Raw genomic sequence first — 19,390 nt, 5'->3', positions numbered from 1 at the left:
CGCTTCTTATTATTTTTTAGTCATCTGCCACACAAATTGATAAGCAACGGATCACACAAAATGACATAGACGGGGCCGCAGCCCATTGGTATGATCATTATAACAAATAAAACCGATGGTTTTAATATGTTTATTTGTTACCAGTCCACTGGAGACATAACGGAATGAAGAAGACGGAAGCCTTGGTCAATTGATGGGGCAACTGATTTCACTCATCCTTATGTCTTTTTTAGTTAGGAAGGAGCGATAGATCATGTCATTTCCAATTTCGTTCGGGTGGTTTATCCCCACGACCGGGGACGGCCGCTATGTAGGAGTACCCGCTGAAAGGGAGTCTACGACGGCTTATATGGTACAAGTCGCGCAAGCTGCGGAGCGGGCCGGATACGAATTCACGCTTATCCCGACGGGAGGGGCTTGTGTGGACGCATGGGTCATCGGCTCATGGATTGCAGCGCATACGACAAAGCTTAAACCGCTTGTCGCGATGCGGCCCGGGCTCATGAACCCCGTGCTTGCTGCCCGCATGGCGGCCTCGCTCGATAAGCTGTCCGACGGCCGTGCGCTCATCAACGTTGTTACCGGACATTATGCCGAAGATTTAAAGGCCATGGGAGACGCTCTCTATGATCGCCACGACGACAGGTACAACCGTACCCGCGAGTTTCTGGAAGTGGTCAAAGGCGTTTGGCAGGAGCAGGGCTTCGACTATGAAGGCGAACATTATCAAGTAACAGGCGGGTCCTGCCAGCCTCCTGTCGTGCAAAGCCCGCACCCGCCTTTGTATTTCGGGGGCAGCTCTCCGGCCGGGAAACGGGTTGCGGCTGAGGTTGCCGACGTATACCTGATGTGGATTGAACCCCTGGAATGGATACAGTCGCAAATTGAAGAAATGAAAGGCTATCTGCATGAGCTGGCGGAGCGAAAAGGGGTAAAACGTTCCTTGCGGTACGGCCTCCGGGCGCAGGTCATCGTTCGCGAAACCGAAGAAGAAGCATGGAAGCAGGCCGAAGAGATAATCAGCAAGGCGAGTCCCGAAGTCAAGGCGGCAGCCGAGCAGAGGCATGCGAATACGGATGCGACGAACCAGAGGCGGCAAATCGAGCTTTTTCAGCAGTCCAAAGCGAGCAATCATATCATCGGCCCGAATCTTTGGTCCGGACTTTCGGCTATTCGCGGCGGCGGTGCTGTTGCGTTCGTAGGAACTCCCGATCAGGTGTCCGATCGCATCCTGGAATTTTACGATTTGGGCGTCACCACCTTTATCCTGTCCGGTTATCCGCATCTGGAAGAGGCGCAAACGACCGGCGACCTGCTGCTTCCGCTCGTTCGCCGGAAGCTGGCGCAAAGAGGAGGAGATAGCGATGCTGCTAACCTGTAAGGAAAATATGATCCGTGCAGCTCATGTAAGCGAGGCATGCGCCATAATCAAAGAGGCCGGGTTCGACGGCATCGACTTTATGGGGGGAACGATGAAACAACAGCTGGCAGAGGCCCGACAAGCGCTGCGGGACACAGGACTGGCAACATCGGCTGTTTACGGTCAGCTTGGGCAAGCGGGCTCTTCCCTCATCGATCAAACGGCATGGGAGCGGGCCCGTGCCCTTGATTTATTCAAAGAGCGGATCGAGGCCGCCGCTGAAGTCGGAGCCGGGCAGCTGATCTTCGTGCCGCGCTTCGGGATACCTTCGCTGCGCGCGGAGGCGGCCGAATGGATTCTCGTTACGATGCTGGAAGAGCTTGGCGAGTGGGCAGCGGATATACCCGTGACGCTTGTCATGGAGCCGCTTAACCGCAATGAAAGCCAATTTCTGTACGACCCGCTGCATGCCTTAAGGATCACGGAAGCCGTCGACCGCTCCAACGTGAAAACAATGGTGGATACTTATCACATGGACGTAGAGGGTCAAGATATGTCCGCGCTCATCAGAGAGCTGGATGATGCCATAGCGGTCGTCCATGCCTCCGATACGGAAAGAAAGCTGCCGGGACTTGGCGAAATCGATTTTCGAACCGTTGTTCAAGCATTAAAATCGATCGGCTACAATGGCCCTGTCGGTTTTGAATGCAAGGAAGCGGATGCAGCCGATTTGAAGGCGAGCGTGTCGTATTTGAGAAAACTTTGGGCGGAACCGGATTGCCGCATTCTCTAATACCACTATACGAGGAGGAACGACATTGAAAAAAAGATGGAAAGTCGCCGTTATCGGCTCGGGAGATATGGGGAAGCAGCATGTGAAAGGCTGGCAGCTGGCCGGGCATGAGGTTGTTTCGATTACGGATGTCGACACGGCGCGCGCGGAGTCGCTGGCTCAGGAAACCGGCGTCGCCGCCATTTATGCGGATTACAAAGAAGCGATTGTTCAACCGGACGTGGAGATTGTATCCGTCTGCCTGCCGCTGGCGCTGCACGCCCCTGTAACCATCGACTCGGCGGAGGCGGGGAAGCATATTTTTTGCGAGAAGCCGCTTGCCCGCAATCTGGAAGAGGCGGCCGCTATGGAGGCGTCCGTTCGGAAGGCCGGCGTTCGTTTTGGCCTCGGCCTGCAGCGCAACCTGTCGCAGGGAGTGCTTAAAGCCAAGGAGTTGGTCGAGACCGGGAAGCTTGGCCGGCCTGTCTTTTTCGAATGCGATGCGGTTGCGGAAATCCGCCCCAAACGGATCATGCACGACGCTAACGGCAATATGGGGCCTTTAATGGATCTGGGCTGCCATTATTACATCATGTGGCAAACGGTGTTCCAATCCAGGCCCAAATCCGTTTATGCGCGGGGCAATATACTTGCCAAGGATCGCCCCGAGCTCGCTCATATCGAGGAGCTGGCGATCGATTCAGCCGTTGTAACGGTCGAGTACGAATCCGGCGATGTAGGCGTATTTACAGTCTCGTGGGGGATGCCGCCCCGATTCAAGCTGGGGTCCCGCGAAGACCGTATATTGGGTCCTAAGGGCGGAGCGGCAGGCGGATTCAACAGCAATCCTTCCAAGCTGAGCTTATATATCGGGGATGAAATAGAGGAGCTTCCTTTGTATGTTTATCCGTCGCTGCATAAGGAGCAGTTCGACCTGTTCGTGCAAGCTTTGGAGGGACAGGGCGAGCCTGCCGCAAGCTTTCAAGCGGGAAAAGAAGTACTGGTCCTTACCCAGGCGATATTCAAGTCTATCGAAACCGGCGAAGCGGTCGATTACCCGTCTTTTAGCAGGGAGAGCAGCGGATGAAAATCGGTTTTTACCATACATGCGTGATGGACTGGGATATAGATCGGACTTTTTCCTGGGCCGGACAAAACGGCTTCGCCGGCATCGAGCTTCATGGAGGACCCCGGTACAAGCATGTGAACTGGCATGAAATTGCGAAAGGCAATGGCGTTTCCGCTATTTTGGCAGCGCAAGAGCATTATGGAGTTCCCGTTACGGGACTTATGTTCGGCGCTATTCCCTTTCTCTCCCCCGACCCTCTTGAGAGAGAGAGGGCTTTACAGGAAATTGACGTGCTGCTGCGGGCCGCCAAGCAGATCGGAGCGCCCGTCGTATCCACCTTTACCGGCCGCAATCCGTTGAAAACGTTGGAGGAAAATATCGACCTTTACGAGAAAGCGTTCACTCCCATTGCCGAACAGGCGGAAGCCTGCGGTATCAAGCTCGCCTTCGAAAATTGCCCGATGTACGAGTTTTGGCCGCCCGTCTATAATATTGCCGTCTCCCCGGTCATTTGGCGCGAAATGTTCGCCAGGGTTCCATCCGCCGCACTCGGGCTTAATTTTGATCCGTCCCATCTCGTATGGCAAGGCATCGATTATGCGAAGGCAGTCAAAGACTTCGGGGATCGTATTTTCATCGCTCAGGCGAAGGATACTGAAGTGCTGCCCCATGTGTTGCGCGAGGAAGGGATGCTGACCTGCAGATGGTGGAGGCACCGTATACCGGGGCATGGCGACGTCGATTGGGGCAAATTTATAACGGCCCTTCACGAGATCGGCTACAGCGAGATCCTTAGCATTGAGCATGAGGATCCGATTTGGTCGGGTACGGAGGAGAAGGTCGAACAAGGGCTTCTGCATGCAAAAAAACATCTGGAGCGCTTCATCTAGCTAACGAAACGGCAAAATAAAGAAATTTACGCCAAAAAGGAGTACTGCCCTATGCATAATCCGCCCGCTCCTGGTATTGCAGTTCAAGCGAGACTATGGGGACTGGAACGAACAGCCTCTCATTATACCGAAGTGTTCGATGAGATACTGGCGGCCGGCTATACAGGAGCTGAAGTCCGATATACGCTGCTGCAGGAACAGGAGCAAGGAATTGTGAACTACTTGCAGCGCAAGCCGCAATTTTCGCTCGTAGCGCTGCATGCAAGCTTGAAGGGGTTTGACGGGGCAGAAGCGGAAGAACTGCTGCCGGGGCTGCTCGAACGAATGAATCGTACCGGGACCTCATATTTGCTGGTCAGTATGGGATACGAGCGGCATCCGGAGCCATGGTTCGAGCTTGCCGCCAGACTATCAGAGCTTTGCGATCGTTACGGAGTAACGCTCTGTTATCACAATCATGCCGCTGAGTTTACCGATGGCCCCGCTTTTTTTGACCGATTAACCGGCAGTTATAACGTACGGCTGGCAGCCGACCTGGCGTGGGTTCACCGTGCGGGACAAAATGTGCCGGCGTTTATCGATCGTTATGCGGAATGGATACGTTATGTTCACGTGAAGGATACGATCGGCGAGCAGTGGAAGGAGCTCGGGGAAGGGGAAATCGTACTCCGTCCATTGCTGGAGCGGCTGGCCGCCTTGCAGCTGCCGTGGTGGACCGTCGAACAAGACTTTACGGACCGCGAGCCTTTGCTTAGCGCCGCCATGAGCCGTAAATATTTAAAAGAGCAGCTCGGAATTTAGGAAAGGAGGCATGTTATGGCAGAACCATATCCCCAGCCGGCGGGACGAACGGATGTTCCGGCAGCCAACCGGTCAAGCGGATTCGGCTCCGTGTATAAACGATATATGAAGCACAAATATTTATTTTTGCTGCTGATTCCTGCGCTGATTTGGTACGGCGTATTTTATTACGGCCCGCTTTACGGGATTCAGCTGGCTTTCAAAGAGTTTCGCATCATGGACGGGATTACCGGCAGTCCGTGGGTCGGGTTTACCCATTTTGAACGAATGTTCTCTGCGACGAACGACTTCGGAACTATTATGAAGAACACGGTAATCATCAGCTTTTATCATATCATTTTCGGTTTTCCGGCCCCGATTGCGCTTGCCCTGCTGTTTAACGAACTCAGATCCAAGGCATTCAAAAGAATCACCCAGTCGATTTCGTACCTGCCGCATTTTTTGTCATGGGTCGTGCTGTCCGGGCTGGTAATGACGATGCTGTCTCCTTCGACGGGAATCGTGAACTACATCCTTCAGCTCCTTGGCTTCGAACCCATTTACTTCCTCGGGGACCCGGCTTATTTCCGTTTTACGCTCATCGTAACGGGCATATGGAAAGAAATCGGCTGGGGAACGATCATTTATTTGGCCGCGCTGGCCAGCATCGATCCTCATCTGTACGAAGCGGCTCATGTCGACGGGGCCAACCGGTGGAAGCAGCTCCTTCATATTACGCTGCCGGGATTGCTGCCCGTCATCGCCGTCATGTTTATTCTTCGCGTCGGCCATCTGCTTGACGGCGGCTTCGACCAGGTATTCAATCTTTACAATGCCGGAGTCTATGAAGTGGGCGACATTATCGATACGTACGTATTCCGCGTGGGCATTACCAAAATGCAGTACAGCTTCACGACGGCGGTTGGTTTATTTAAAAATGCGGTCGGCTTCGCCATGCTTCTGCTGACGAACTATTTGGTGAAGAAGGCCGGCCAAGAAGGCTTGTTTTAAGGAGGAATCGATATGCCGGTTCATATGACAACAGGCGAGAAATGGTTTCAGGCTTTTGCCATAGCTTTTATCGCCATGTTGTCGATTACCATGCTTTATCCGTTCGTCCATCTTTTATCCGTATCCCTAAGCTCGCCGACGGAAGCGATTCGGCCCGGCATCCACTTGTTTCCTAAAGACATTTCGACCGATGCATATAGGAAAGTATTCGACTCGCCAAGGGTATGGGTGGGATTCGCCAATACGCTGTTCAGAACCGCAGTCGGCACTCCGTTGGCCTTGTTGTTTATGGCGGCGACAGCATACCCGCTGTCCAAGAAATATTTGCCGCATCGCGGGTTTTATACGATGGTGTTTGTTTTTACGATGTTTTTTCAAGGCGGGCTCATACCGACTTACTTGCTGGTCAAAAACCTCGGTTTAATCGATTCCAGCTGGGCGTATATTTTGCTGCCGCCATTTTTAATCAGCACCTTTTCCATGCTCATTATGCGCAACTTCTTTGCCGCCATTCCCGAAGAATTGGAGGATTCGGCCAAAATCGACGGGGCCAATGAAATCTGCGTCCTGGTCTCCATTGTGCTGCCGTTATCCAAACCGATTCTTGCCACGATCGGGCTGTGGTCGGCGGTTCACCACTGGAATGCCTGGTTCGACGGCCTGCTCTATGTGCAAAATCCGAATCTGATGGTTCTTCAGGTTTATTTGCGGAGATTGGTCGTTGAAAATATGACCGTTGAAGTACAGGCTTTGATGGATCAAAAATCCGGTGTCGAGGATGTCATACCGGACACGGTCAAAGCGGCAACGCTGATGGTCGCTACAATCCCGATTCTGTTCGCTTACCCGTTCCTCCAGAAGTATTTTGTCAAGGGAGTGCTTGTCGGGTCTTTAAAAGGGTAGGGCGCTATACGCAGTAAAAAAGTTTGATATAAAACGGGAGGATCTAGTATGAAACCTTTGCGAAAAACATTCATCTCCACGGCAGCATTATCGGTGCTTTCAAGCGCTGCGCTAAGCGGCTGCAGTCCATCTGCCGGCACAGACTCGGGAGTACCGAAACAGGGAGACGCATCACAGGCGAATATCCCGATTTCATGGGTCAGCTTCAATCCGCCGGATACCGACGATACCCCGGTGCAAAAAGCTTTGGAGCAAAAATTTAACGTCACCTTCAAAAACATTCGCCTGGAGCGGGGAAGCTACGGGGAGCAGTTGAATATCAAGCTGAGCGGGGGAGATATTCCCGATGTCATATGGCTGGATACCCCTGAGCAAGTAGCCAGCTTCGCCAAGCAGGGGGTGCTTGCCGAATTGCCGGAAAGCGAAATTCGGCAAGCGCTTCCTGGTTACGCGAAATCGATCGATGCGATAGACTCTTCGCTATGGAAGTATTCGCTTGTCGACGGCAAAAACTATGTGCTGCCGGTTTACTGGCCTTTGGGCAGTCTGCCGTTTCTGCCGGGCTATAATGGCGACTGGCTGAAAAAGATCGGCTACAGCGAACCGCCGAAAACGCTGGAGCAGTTTGAGGATGTACTGCGCAAATTCCGAAATGACGATCCCGACGGGAACGGGGTCAAGGATACTTACGGATATTCCGCATACGGCTCGGAGTCGCGTTCCTTCAATACCGTGTTCGGTGCGTTTCAAGTCAATCCAAGCTGGATGGTGCAGGACAATAAAATCATCAACGGGCTGGTTACGGACCGTGCGCGGGAAGCTCTCAAAGTATTGAACAAATGGTATAAAGAAGGGCTGATCGATCCGGAATTTATTACCAAAAAGCCGAACGACGTTCATAACGATTTTATTAACAAAAAAATTGGCGTCGAAGACTGGATGTCGTTCCAATTCAACACGCAAATGGGCATCATCGGGGTTCAGTTCAAAGCCAAAAATCCGAATACGCCGATCGTTGTCGGAAAACCGCTCACAGGCCCGCACGGTCCGGGCACGGCTTACTCTTATGGCGCCAAGAACGGCTTTGTAGCGCTGGGCGTCCAGGTCGCCAAGTTACCGGAGAAAAAAGCGCGCATTCTCAAGCTGCTGGACGCTTTGTCAAGCGACGAAAGCACCTACCTGACGGCCGTTTACGGATTGGAAGGCCAGCATTATCAATTGCAGGACGGCAAGCCTATTATGAAGCCGGAGTATGCCAGCGAGGCGCTGAAATATAAAATCGGCGCTGGCACATTTTACGGATTGTTCGGAAACAAATCTTCCGGCATGGAGAAGTTCGACTATCCTTCCGATGTGGAGAAGTTCAGACAACAGCTCGGACAGGGAGTAAAAACCATTGAGCAGCTGAAGGTATCCGTTCCGGCGCAAACAAAGTACCCGGATCTGGGTAAATTGGAGAGCGAATATATTGTGAAGTTCATTAAAGGCGATGTGGATTTGGATAAAGGCTTCGATAATTTTGTGGCTTTATGGAAAAAATCCGGCGGTCAGGAAACGACAGATGAAATTAATAGCAAATATGCCGGCATCTACACCAAATAACGTTGAGGCGTTCTGACATTCAAGCCGGTCAAATTCGCATCCAATTGATTGGAAACTTTTTGCCAGACCCGGCGTCATATAAGGGGTAAGCTTCTTAAATCCCGATACAGGAAGTGAAATCCCGTGATCAAAAATAAAATATTGGCTGCAGCCGCACTGGCTGCCGGTTTCGGTTGGGGCTGCTGGGCGTCCGGTGCGGCCGCCGAGCTGATGACCGGGGGTCCGTATGCGCCGGACGGCATCCGCATCCCGGCGGTGATCGAGCTGCTGGCCGATACGCCATACTACTCGAGCGCAGATCAGCCTGACAATAACCCGGAGGGCGTATTCGCGCCGCAATCCGTCAAAGTAATCAGCACGCAGGCAGCCTGGTCGATCGGGGCGTCCGCGTGGCAGATCGAGACGATGTACGGCCCTCGCTGGATTCGGCCGAAGCCTTGGGAGATCGACATCGCACCCCCGGAAACGATCACACTGCTCGAGGAAACTCCGTTGTACCGGAGTCAGAGCGAACGCGGCGGTCCCGTCGCTTCGTTGTCCCCGCAGGAGGTACAGGTGAGCGGAGCGGAAAAACGGTGGTTTTACACGAACGACCCTATGGCCAAAGCCTGGATTCAGGTGCACACGACCTGGATGGGTGATCTGTGGGCGCATATTCCGGTCAACCGGATCGGCACAGTCCAACAAGTACAGCGCAAAGCCCACTATTACGCTGTACTGCCGGGCATCGGGCTGAGCAGCGCTATGGGACTATTAACAAGTAATGGCAGTCAGCCGGTTCAGACGACCCCGCTGCAGGGCGATTTCAACATCGTGGGCGAATTTACGACCGTCTACGACCGCGCATTTCAAGTCCAGACCGATCAAGGCACGACCTGGACCCAGCAGAAGGGTATAGAGCTTCACGAAGCGCAGGAAAAGCTGGAGCTGAAAACAGAAACGCCGCTCATAAGCGACATTTGGAGCAATCCGTATAAGGAGCTGGGCCTGCTTCAGGGAGAGACGGTTGCCGTTTTCGAAAAAATTGAAGAGCCGCTTTGGAGCGGAAGAGGTCCTTACTCGATATGGCATAACAGCACATGGTATCATGTGCGCAGCTCCAAAGGAACAGGATGGATCAACAAGCTGTACGGCGAACCGGAATCGGCTTTGCCTGTTCGTTGGAAGGTTGAAGTGACGGATCAAAAAGAGCTGCACCGTTATCCGGGCGTACTTTTCACAAATTCCAGCCTGCTGCTGCGCAATCAAACCTTGGAGGCAACGGCGGCATGGGACGATCCGACCGGATTGAAATGGCTGAAAGTGAACGCCGACGGCCGGTCAGGCTGGATTCCATATTGGGGCGGCAGTACGGAGCGGGTGTGGGACGAGGAGAAGGAGACCGCACTGCAAATTTCGGTGAACGCTGTCTTTGGAGCTGGGGTCGCATACGCGGATAACGGCGATTTAAAGCTTTACGACGAACAAAAAATCGGGTTCACGGAAAACGATAAGCGTTACTTGAATATGAACGGATTGGCCGAACAGTTCCGCTTCAAGACGGAGAAGGTTGCTTATGCCGATGCCGTCACCTTCAGCCTGGGGGATTATGCGTTTGAGCTTGAAAACGGGTTCGGTACGGCCAAAATTTATTGGCATAACGAGCTGCAGCGTGTCGTCCGGCTTCAAGAGCATCCCCGCCGCACCGAGGACGGCTGGTATGTTTTGGAGCAGGATGTGCGTACGCTGTTCGGCTTGACGCAGGCCGGTTATTTCGGCGGCTTCCAATTCTCTGGAAAAAATTACAAAATCGAGCTGGGTACATTGCCGACCCGTTCGAATAACGGCCGGATGGAGCTGCAGGCTTTCCTGTACGATTGGAGCAGTAAAGAAGAGCTTCAAGGTCCGCGGCTGCCTCTGCTGCTATCGTTGGAGGAAAACGGCGACCAGGGAGGGGATGGGCTGATTTCCAGCAACAAGGCGGTTCAGCTGCAGCGGGAAGGCACGGAGTCGAAGCCTGCGTCCTTGTTCCGTTTAATTGCCTCCCGGCCGTTGTCGCCCGGCTCGCATCAAGTGGATGCGGTGCTGCGGGTCGGCGAACGGATCGTCTGGAAACAAGCTATTCGCGTAACGGCAGAGTGATACGATTAACCTAAAGAAGCAGCAAGCGCGCTAGCCGCGGCGCTTGCTGCTTCTTTGAACGATAAAAGTCTTCGATCAGAATCGGGGGGGATATACTCCGTATCCTTGATCAATCGTACATTGCGCTGCGGCGAACGGCCGGCACATGATTCGTATCCCGAACCGCCCGCTCCAACCGGTTCTTGAACGACTTCACGCCAGCTCCGGGCGTTGGAGCTCCGGTTCTGTAACCGGCTCAAATTTATCCTTGGGCGAAGCCAGTATGTAAGAGGTCATTCGCAACTCTTCCATCGGACGAAGCATCGATTTGATCCGGTAAGGATCTTTCAGATCGGGCTTCAGCCATTCGTCGATCTCATCGCCTTCCAGAATCGCAGGCATTTGATGGTGATACGGGGAGACGATGGAATTAGCCCGGGTCATGAACATCGTGCACGTGCGCAGCTCCTCGTCCGTGGAGGCGGAATGCCACTCGTCATACAGGGCGGCTATTCCGAACGTCCCGCTCCGCATCGTCACTTTAACCCAACGGGTGCTTTTGTTTTCGGTTGTCGTCACATAGAAGGCGCTGCACGGGATGATGCAGCGCTGTTTTTTTATAATCCGCTGAAAAATCCGTTTGTCCGATATGGAGCTGCTGTCCATCCATACGGATTCTTTGGCCCAGAACGGCATTAGCCCCCAGCGGAATTCATCCAGAAGACGTTTATTATTGCGCACGACTACCGCCGAAACCGACTGCGTAGGCTTGATTTCATAACGGTTGGATACATAAGACAACACGTTGTCGATTTGAAACTGATTCGTTACATCCGACACATCGGCCACAACACTGATCGATTCGCACAAAATCGGTTCACCCTCCTTTCATTTTGGCTATTATGTCCGACGTTAGCAAAATCATGCAGCTGCGGCCAAATTTGCCGTTCGGTATTATTAAAGTCCGGTGCGGTTCCATAAATCAATATGGATGGGCAAGGCATACGGATTAGGACTTTTCAACCCTTCCCAACCGATGCGGTTTGTTTTATGATCGAATAGGAAGTTTTTTGATTATGTATCCGAAGGTGAGTGACGGTTTGAAGCTGATTTATTTGTATGTGATTGTCATCAATGCTGCCGCATTTATGATGATGGGGATCGACAAGTCGAGAGCGAGGCATAAAGCAAGGCGGATTCCGGAGAAACAGCTGTTTGCGTATGCCGCTTTGGGGGGCGCGGCGGGCGCCTGGCTCGCGATGTATGTATTTCGCCATAAGACGAAGCATATTTCTTTTGTAGCGGGCATTCCTGCGCTTGTACTGCTGCATGCGGCGCTATTCTATTATTTGGAGTTATGGAAATAACGTATTTTTTGAGGGAGACAGGAGGCAGTCGAATGACCTTGATTCGCAGTTTAAGCAACCAGGATGAATTTATCGGGTTTTATTTATTGAAGGAGCTGGAGGTCAAACAGACGAACGGCACACCGCCGAAAGATTATTTCGATATCGTACTAAGCGATTCCAGCGGTCAGCTGTCGGCCAAATATTGGGATGTGTCGGCGACCGATAAGGAAACGTTTTTTCCGATGGGGCTTGTCAAAATCCAGGGAACCGTACATACATACAGGGAAAAGCTGCAAGTGAAAATAATGAAAATTCGGAAAGCGACCGCCGAGGACGGCGTCTCGTTAACTGAATTTATACGCGCTGCGCCGATCCGGCCCGTCGATCTCGTCTATACGATTCATCAGGCGATGGAAAGCATAACGGATGCGGAAATAAAGAAGCTCGTAGCGTTCTGCGTAGCCAAGGTGGAGGAAAAGCTGATGCATTATCCGGCGGCCAAAACCCATCATCACGCATATTATGCCGGCTTGGCGTACCATATGGTGCGGATGCTGGAAATCGGCGATTTTATATGCAAGCAGCGGCCATTTCTGAATGCGGATTTGCTGAAGGCGGGAATTATTTTGCACGATATCGCCAAGCCCGAGGAGATGGTCGCCCAGATGGGCATCGTGTCCGATTACAGCGTGCAGGGCAAGCTGCTAGGGCATATTGCGATGGCATCGAGCTGGATTACGGAAGCCGCCATCCAGTGCGGAATTGATCTGCAATCGGAGCGTGTTCTTGCACTGCAGCATTTGGTGCTGTCCCATCATAATTTGGGAGAATGGGGCAGTCCGGTTCAGCCGCAAACCGCGGAAGCCGTGGCGCTCCATCATATTGACGCGCTGGATGCCAAGCTGCAAATGGTCGAGGATGCGCTGGATGTACTGCCGGATTCGGAAAGCTGGACGCCGATGATTCGCGGCTTGGAGAACAAGCCGGTTTACCGTGCGAAATGGTAAAGTTCAGCGGAGTTTCGGCACTTCTATAAGGCTTGGCAGCCTGTCAGCAATCGATGAGAAATCCGGCCATTCAGGTTATGGTAAACTGGAAGCAGCGGACAACAAAACGTCAAGTGCTGCTTCCGGAGATCCGGACAATAAGAAGCTGGCTCACATCCCCTGGAAATGGAAAAGATGACGGTTCGTTTGTTCTCGTTTATTTCAAACCATAGAAGGAGCGATCGCGAATGGAGAGGTTTTGGGCTGCGAAATGGATGCAACCGGATGGAGGTGGCGCGCGATGAGCGTCGCCAAGTTTTCGCTGGAACGGCTCGGCCGGATGCATGATGTCATGGCCGGCCATGTCGAACGCGGCGGAATGCCCGGCCTTGTCACTTTGGTCAGCCGGCATGGCGAGGTGCATGTCGACGCGATCGGCAGGATGGCTTTCGATGGCAGCGCTCCTATGCGGCACGATACGATCTTTCGCATCGCGTCCATGACGAAGCCGATCGTTGCGGCGGCTGCGATGGTATTGGTCGAGGAATGCAGGCTCCGGCTGGACGAGCCGGTCGACCGGCTGCTGCCCGAGCTGGCCGAGCGTACGGTGCTGAAGCGGCTGGATAGTCCGATTGGAGATACCGTACCTGCAAAACGGCCGATCACGCTGCGCGATCTGCTGACCTTCCGGCTTGGCATCGGCGCTGTGATGGCTCCTCCCGGCACGTATCCGATCCAGGATGCGATGGCCGAGGCAGGCCTTGAGCCGGGGCCGAATCCGCCGCAGCTTTCGCCGGACGAATGGATGCAGCGCTTGGGCAGGCTGCCGTTGATTCATCAGCCGGGAGAAGGCTGGATGTACCATACCGGCTCGGACGTTCTCGGCGTGCTTATATCGCGTGCCGCCGGCCAGCCGCTGGAACGATTTTTGCAAGAACGGTTATTCGATCCGCTCGGCATGAAGGATACAGGATTTTATGTCCCGTTCGAAAAGCTGGATCGGCTGCCTCATTCCTATGCAACGAATCCGGAAGACGGGTCCGTAATGGTTCAAGACAGTCCCGCCGACAGCCGTTGGGGACGCCCGCCGGCATTCATGTCCGGAGGGGGCGGTCTCGTCTCGACTGCCGCCGACTATTTCGCCTTTAGCCGGATGATGCTCGACAAGGGCCGCTGCGGCAGCAGGCGCATCTTGTCACGGCCGTCGGTCGAGTTGATGACCGCGGATCACCTGACGCCGGAGCAGAAGGCCGGAGCCCGCATCTTTTTCGGCGACAGCCGCGGCTGGGGGTTCGGCGTTGCCGTCGATACCCGGCGCGACGGCCTGGCGTCGGTTCCCGGACGATTCGGCTGGGATGGCGGCCTGGGCACGTCCGGATATTCGGATCCTGCAGAAGATTTGGTAGGGATATTGCTCACCCAACGAGAGCTCGAATCCCCCGAGCCGCCTGTCGTGTTTCAAGATTTCTGGACCTCCGCTTACCAGGCGATCAACGACTGAGCATTGGCTCAAAAAAACGAAACGGCTCTGACGCCCATAAGGCGAACGGAGCCGTTTTATTGTTATTTGAAGCATTCGGGAAGCTATATAGGAACGGGGCGGGGTCAACACCAGCCCGGATAAAGCTCCCGGTTAAGGTACAGCTTCCGGCCTGAGGTAAAGCGTTCCGGACTTGGATCGATATGCACAGGGCCGAAACTCCTGCCCTTGCAAGCTGTTCGGACGGCATTTGCAGCACGCGCCTAGGCCTGTTCCTCCTCTATCGGAATTTCAGGAGGTTCCGTTGTTTCTCCGACGGTTTGGGGAGAGAGCTCCGGTTCATCCAATTGTCCGACAATGCCGTCCAACAGAAAGTAGGGGATTACGCGCAGGAAAATAATATGTCAGCTCCTTGATCATGGTTTTTTCTCCGGCACGTAGTGAGCACGACGTTACCGGTGCGGAATGCCTCGGCCGCTACAAGCCGCAGCACCTTCTTATCGATTCCGCCTGCAAAAAAGCGCTGTCCGCTGCCCAGCGCAACGGTGTGGATCATGAGCCGATATTCGTCGATCAGATCGTACCGCATTAGTGCCCGGACCAGTGCTCCGCTACCGGCAACCGGAATGGCCGGTCCTGGCTCCTGCTTCAGCTTCAGCTTTTATATTTACTCCACAATATATCTTCGAATCAGACTTGAATTATTTATCCGATTACGACTTTATCGGGTTAAGACCCCCACCTCTAAGGTGGGCCTTGAATCAGGTGGGGTAGAGTCCCCATCTGATTCCCCGATGTTCAGCAAAGCTGAACGAGTTCACTCCGGTGTGTTCAACGTCGATGAAAAAACAAACTTGGGCAGGCTGTTCATCTGCTTTATTTTACCATACCGGACCGGTGGCAGTTTCTTACGGATTGCGGTTTTGCAAAGTATGCTGTTCGTAAAAAATGACATCAAAAATATGTTGTTGCGACATCTTTTATCTGTTATTCTTGTCGATGGAAATAACTGCACATAACCTCTGAACAGTGAGGTGGTTGCATGACTGACGATTTAACCAAACGGTTGTCCGTTTATTTGCCCGACATCGTGAAGTACGATCTGGAGCGGATGGCAGCGGAAACGGGGCTGTCCATCGGACGGGATGCGCTAAAAATTATTATGCGCGGGAAGAGCTTATCGATCTGTTCAAGCCGTTCGCCAAGCAGTTGAAAGTGTTTGTCGGCGGCAGCTTTTGGTATATTAGTTATGTCCTGGAGGGGTGAGGACGAATGGCGCTGTTTTATTTGATCAGGCACGGCGAGCCGGACTGGGGCTTCAAGGAGCAAAGGCGACTCAGCCCCGGCCGCAGGGATTTCGTTCCGCTTACGCCTCTTGGCGTGGAACAGGCGGAGCGGACAATGAACTGCGGGGAGCTGAAAAATTGCGAGCTGATCCTCTCGTCCCCGTATACGCGTTCATTGCAAACGGCCGCCGTTATGAACCGGACTTTGGGGCTGCCGCTGCATGTCGAATTTGATTTGCACGAATGGACTCCCGATAACTGGCAGGCGCAGAACGAAGCGGAAATAACGGAGCTGTGGAACGATTACCGGCTCCATAACGGGGAGCATCCGAATGGCGAAACACGGCTATGGGAAACGAAGTCAAGCGTCATGAAGCGGACAATGGGCGTGCTGGAAAAATACAAGCACCGATCCAAAGTGATAGTCGTCTGCCATGGCATGGTGATTGCGACGCTGTTGGGGCATAGCTCGGAACAAGTTCCATACTGTGGAATATACCCGTTCGAATGGTGAAAACTGATTGACAACAAATGATGGAAAAAGGCGGGCTAGCTCGTGAACAACGATAGGAGTATCGGCATCGATGCAGGCGGTACATTGATCAAAATAGCTTATATGTCGGATGGGAAGCCGGCATTCCACTCGTTTCCGAGCACGCGGATAACGGATGCTGCAGCTTGGGTTCAGCAGTATGATCCCGCTGCCCCGCTATGCATGACCGGGGGAAAAGCGGCAATGCTGCAGTCAATGCTGCCGGACCGCGAAAGCCGCATGATTGTGGAATTTGATGCGACATACGCGGGCGTGAAGTATTTGCTGCGGGATGTGGCGGGCGCACCGGATGCGTTTGTATTGACGAACTGCGGAACCGGTACGTCGATTCATTATGTCGATGCGGACAAGCATTACCGAATCGGGGGGAGCGGCGTCGGAGGCGGTACGTTAATGGGCTTATCGCTATTATTGACGGGCGTCGGCGAGTACGGCGCAATTGTCCGGGAGGCGCAGAAGGGCAACCGGGAGCGGGTCGACTTGAAGGTCAGCCATATTTATGAAGGAACTACGCCTCCGATTCCGGGCGATCTGACCGCGAGCAACTTCGGCAACGTGCGCCAGGCGGATTCGGCGGAAAGAGAGAAGGCCGACCTGCTGGCGGCCGTCATGGGACTCGTCGGCGAAACGGTGTCTACCGCAAGCGTGCTTGCGGCAGGTCAATGCGGAGTGTCCGGCATCGTATATATCGGTTCCTCGTTTGTCGGCAACGAGCTGCTGAGGGATGTTGTGACCGGCTACACGAGACTGCGGGGCGCTGAAGCGCTGTATTTGCAGCATGGGGAATACAGCGGAGCGCTTGGCGCCCGATTATCCATTTAAGCAGGCGCCGTCGCCCGCCGTTCGGGGGATGCTCCGTTTCCTCCAAACATGAAACGCGATCCATCATTTTTTAATGCTTATTTTCGGATGTATATGGTAACATTCAAGGTGAAGCGATGCACTTTTTTTAATTATGGGCGAGAGGTGAGACGATGTTTGATTTTAAAGCAAAACGCAAAGTAGGCAGTACGCCGCTGGAAGTAAGCCTTCTGGGACTTGGCACTGCACAGCTGGGCTTTATGTATGAGCCGGTCAGTACCGAGGAAGCGGTGGATACGGTTCAGCTTGCGTACGACCTCGGCATTCAATTTTTCGATACGGCGGCGCTGTACGGACAAGGGTTGGCCGAACAGCGGTTGGGCGCCTGCCTGACAAAGCTGCCCCGCAGCTCATTTACCGTAGCGACGAAGGTCGGATACGATATGCCCGAATCGCCGCCGGAAACGCCCTGTCCCAATACGGCGCGGGATTACAGCTACGACGGAGTCATGCGTTCATTTGAGAACAGCTTGAAGCGCCTTGGATTGAGCAGCGTCGATATCGTACATATTCATGATCCGGATGATCATTACGAGGAAGCGTGGAACGGGGCGTACCGGGCCGTTAACGAATTGCGGTCGCAAGGCGTGATTCGCGCGGTAGGCTCGGGGATGAACCAGTCCGCCATGTTGACCCGGTTTGCGAATGAGGGAGAATTCGATTGCTTCCTGCTGGCCGGCCGGTATACGCTGCTCGATCAAAGCGGCCTGGAAGACCTGCTGCCTGTCGCCGTGGAAAAAAATATTTCGATCTTTATCGGCGGACCGTTGAACAGCGGTATTTTGGCGGACCCATACAGCAATAATCCCAAATTCAATTATGAGAACGCTTCAATGGAATGGGTGAACAAGGCAAGAAGGCTGGACGAGGTGTGCAAACGTCACGGCGTTCCGTTAAAAGCGGCGGCGCTGCAATTTCCGCTGGCCCATCCGGCGGTTGCCTCCTTGCTGACAGGCGCGAGGTCGCGTGCGGAGCTGGAAGAAAACGTGAAGATGCTGCAAACGGCGATTCCGAACGATTTGTGGCAGGAGCTCAAGCACAAGGGACTGCTGCCCGAGCACGCCCCGACTCCGTCCAACTGACCGCCGCACCTATATACGAAGCCGAGGAACCTTCAAAACCGCAGCTTTGCGGAACGGAAGGTTCTCTTTTTTGCCGACGGAACGATTGGAATTTAAAAAATCTCTGTAAAGTTATTGGAATAAGGTGAATATAGCGATATAATCTAGTAAGGCCTATGTGAATATGGTATAATTTTCTCGCCAAAAAAAATGACTTAAGGAGTAATTTTCATGGAAAAAACTTTGATTTTCGGGCATAAAAATCCCGATACCGACACGATTTGCTCGGCAATCGCATATGCGGATTTGAAGTCCCGATTGGGTAAAAACGTGGAGCCGGTCCGACTGGGCGCTGTCAGCGGCGAAACTCAATTTGTTTTGGATTATTTTAAAGTAAGCGCGCCTCGTCTGGTGGAAAAGGTAGCGGGCGAAGCAAGCCAGGTCATTTTGGTCGATCACAACGAACGCCAGCAAAGCGCATCGGATATCGATCAAGTACGTGTATCCGAGGTTATCGACCACCATCGTATCGCGAATTTTGAAACGGCCTATCCGCTGTACTACCGCGCCGAGCCTGTAGGCTGCACGGCTACGATTTTAAATAAGCTGTTCAAAGAAAACGGCGTTGCGATCCGTAAGGAAATCGCCGGACTGATGGTTTCCGCGATTATTTCGGATACGCTGCTGCTGAAGTCGCCGACCTGCACCGACGAGGATGTGGCGGCTGCGAAGGAATTGGCTGAAATCGCCGGCGTCAATCTGGAAAGCTACGGTTTGGACATGCTGAAAGCGGGCGCGGATCTCAGCGACAAAACGATCGCGCAGCTGATCTCGCTTGATGCGAAGGAATTCCAAATGGGCTCGAGCAAAGTGGAAATCGCGCAGGTCAACGCCGTTGATCCTAACGACATTTTGTCCCGCCAACCGGAGCTGGAAGCGGCGCTTTCCGGAATTATTGCGGAAAAAGGGCTGGATTTATTTCTTTTCGTCGTTACGGACATTTTAAACAACGATTCGGTCGCGCTGGCGCTGGGCAATAAAACGAATGCCGTAGAGCAAGCGTACAACGTCGCGCTGAAGGATAACAAAGCGGTGCTGAAAGGCGTCGTATCGCGCAAGTCGCAAATTGTTCCTGTGCTTACCGAAGCGTTTAACAAGCTGTAACTCCTGCGGGAACCGTACCAAAACAAGAGTGCATGGTGAATGTACTCTTGTTTTTTTCCTTTTCACCGGCCGCCATTTTCATCTGATTTTCAGCTTTCTCGGTTATAGTTGAAGCTGTATGTCAATTTGTTCAACCGTGACGAGGAAAAAGGAGAGAATGGAC

General features: G+C 53.3%; 19 protein-coding genes. 17 read left to right on the top strand and 2 right to left on the bottom strand.

Features of this window, described 5'->3' with window-relative positions:
- Positions 1-253 precede the first annotated feature (253 nt).
- The 9 genes from E1757_RS11480 (at position 254) to E1757_RS11440 (ending at position 10,508) form a co-directional block, all read left to right on the top strand.
- Positions 254-1,381, top strand: a complete 1,128-nt coding sequence (locus E1757_RS11480) for an LLM class flavin-dependent oxidoreductase (RefSeq protein WP_133227909.1) — start codon at positions 254-256, stop codon at positions 1,379-1,381.
- A complete protein-coding gene (locus E1757_RS11475; RefSeq protein ID WP_133227907.1) occupies positions 1,365-2,153 on the top strand; it encodes a sugar phosphate isomerase/epimerase family protein in 789 nt (262 codons plus the stop codon). Before E1757_RS11480 ends, E1757_RS11475 begins: the two co-directional genes overlap by 17 nt.
- 25 nt (positions 2,154-2,178) lie before the next feature.
- Positions 2,179-3,219, top strand: coding sequence for a Gfo/Idh/MocA family protein (locus E1757_RS11470; RefSeq protein WP_133227905.1), 1,041 nt, complete (start codon positions 2,179-2,181; stop codon positions 3,217-3,219).
- On the top strand, positions 3,216-4,091 hold the full coding sequence (locus E1757_RS11465; protein WP_133227903.1) for a sugar phosphate isomerase/epimerase family protein: 876 nt from the start codon (positions 3,216-3,218) through the stop codon (positions 4,089-4,091). The genes E1757_RS11470 and E1757_RS11465 overlap by 4 nt, the downstream gene beginning before the upstream one ends.
- 51 nt (positions 4,092-4,142) lie before the next feature.
- Complete coding sequence (locus E1757_RS11460; RefSeq protein WP_133227901.1) at positions 4,143-4,892, top strand: sugar phosphate isomerase/epimerase family protein; 750 nt, start codon at positions 4,143-4,145, stop codon at positions 4,890-4,892.
- A 15-nt stretch (positions 4,893-4,907) separates the two neighbouring features.
- Positions 4,908-5,882: an ABC transporter permease gene (locus E1757_RS11455; protein ID WP_133227899.1), complete on the top strand. Its 975-nt coding sequence runs from the start codon at positions 4,908-4,910 to the stop codon at positions 5,880-5,882.
- Positions 5,883-5,894: 12 nt separating this feature from the next.
- The gene (locus E1757_RS11450) at positions 5,895-6,785 is read left to right on the top strand and encodes a carbohydrate ABC transporter permease (RefSeq protein ID WP_133227897.1); all 891 of its coding nucleotides are present in this window, start codon (positions 5,895-5,897) and stop codon (positions 6,783-6,785) included.
- A gap of 48 nt (positions 6,786-6,833) precedes the next feature.
- On the top strand, positions 6,834-8,387 hold the full coding sequence (locus tag E1757_RS11445) for a type 2 periplasmic-binding domain-containing protein (protein ID WP_133227896.1): 1,554 nt from the start codon (positions 6,834-6,836) through the stop codon (positions 8,385-8,387).
- 123 nt (positions 8,388-8,510) lie between these two features.
- On the top strand, positions 8,511-10,508 hold the full coding sequence (locus tag E1757_RS11440) for a hypothetical protein (protein WP_133227894.1): 1,998 nt from the start codon (positions 8,511-8,513) through the stop codon (positions 10,506-10,508).
- A 192-nt stretch (positions 10,509-10,700) separates the two neighbouring features.
- On the opposite strand, the gene E1757_RS11435 is transcribed toward E1757_RS11440, so the two are convergent.
- Positions 10,701-11,357, bottom strand: a complete 657-nt coding sequence (locus E1757_RS11435; RefSeq protein WP_165972083.1) for an SOS response-associated peptidase — start codon at positions 11,355-11,357, stop codon at positions 10,701-10,703.
- Between the two features lie 206 nt (positions 11,358-11,563).
- On the opposite strand from E1757_RS11435, the gene E1757_RS11430 reads away from it, so the two are divergent.
- The 3 genes from E1757_RS11430 (at position 11,564) to E1757_RS11420 (ending at position 14,323) form a co-directional block, all read left to right on the top strand.
- Positions 11,564-11,854, top strand: coding sequence for a DUF1294 domain-containing protein (locus E1757_RS11430; RefSeq protein WP_133227890.1), 291 nt, complete (start codon positions 11,564-11,566; stop codon positions 11,852-11,854).
- Positions 11,855-11,886: 32 nt separating this feature from the next.
- Positions 11,887-12,843: a 3'-5' exoribonuclease YhaM family protein gene (locus tag E1757_RS11425; RefSeq protein ID WP_133227888.1), complete on the top strand. Its 957-nt coding sequence runs from the start codon at positions 11,887-11,889 to the stop codon at positions 12,841-12,843.
- A gap of 280 nt (positions 12,844-13,123) precedes the next feature.
- Positions 13,124-14,323, top strand: a complete 1,200-nt coding sequence (locus E1757_RS11420) for a serine hydrolase domain-containing protein (protein WP_133227886.1) — start codon at positions 13,124-13,126, stop codon at positions 14,321-14,323.
- A 361-nt stretch (positions 14,324-14,684) separates the two neighbouring features.
- Here the strand turns inward: E1757_RS11420 and E1757_RS11415 are convergent, their stop codons facing one another.
- A complete protein-coding gene (locus E1757_RS11415) occupies positions 14,685-14,954 on the bottom strand; it encodes a dihydrofolate reductase family protein (protein WP_281282492.1) in 270 nt (89 codons plus the stop codon).
- 390 nt (positions 14,955-15,344) lie between these two features.
- Between E1757_RS11415 and E1757_RS35750 the strand changes: the two genes are divergently transcribed.
- The 5 genes from E1757_RS35750 (at position 15,345) to E1757_RS11395 (ending at position 19,227) form a co-directional block, all read left to right on the top strand.
- The gene (locus E1757_RS35750; RefSeq protein ID WP_165972082.1) at positions 15,345-15,515 is read left to right on the top strand and encodes a hypothetical protein; all 171 of its coding nucleotides are present in this window, start codon (positions 15,345-15,347) and stop codon (positions 15,513-15,515) included.
- Positions 15,516-15,574: 59 nt separating this feature from the next.
- Entirely contained in the window at positions 15,575-16,102 is a 528-nt protein-coding gene (locus E1757_RS11410; RefSeq protein WP_133227882.1) for a histidine phosphatase family protein, read from the top strand.
- 42 nt (positions 16,103-16,144) lie between these two features.
- Positions 16,145-16,963 carry a type II pantothenate kinase gene (coaW, locus tag E1757_RS11405; RefSeq protein WP_246079148.1) on the top strand — a complete coding sequence of 273 codons (819 nt, stop codon included), beginning with the start codon at positions 16,145-16,147 and terminating at the stop codon, positions 16,961-16,963.
- A 152-nt stretch (positions 16,964-17,115) separates the two neighbouring features.
- Complete coding sequence (locus E1757_RS11400; RefSeq protein ID WP_133227880.1) at positions 17,116-18,084, top strand: aldo/keto reductase; 969 nt, start codon at positions 17,116-17,118, stop codon at positions 18,082-18,084.
- A gap of 210 nt (positions 18,085-18,294) precedes the next feature.
- Positions 18,295-19,227 (top strand): manganese-dependent inorganic pyrophosphatase, encoded by a 933-nt coding sequence (locus tag E1757_RS11395; RefSeq protein ID WP_133227878.1) that lies wholly within the window; start codon positions 18,295-18,297, stop codon positions 19,225-19,227.
- Positions 19,228-19,390 lie beyond the last annotated feature (163 nt).

Source organism: Paenibacillus piri, assembly GCF_004354045.1.
Lineage (GTDB): Bacteria > Bacillota > Bacilli > Paenibacillales > NBRC-103111 > Paenibacillus_S > Paenibacillus_S piri.
This window is presented reverse-complemented; position numbering and strand designations above follow the sequence as displayed.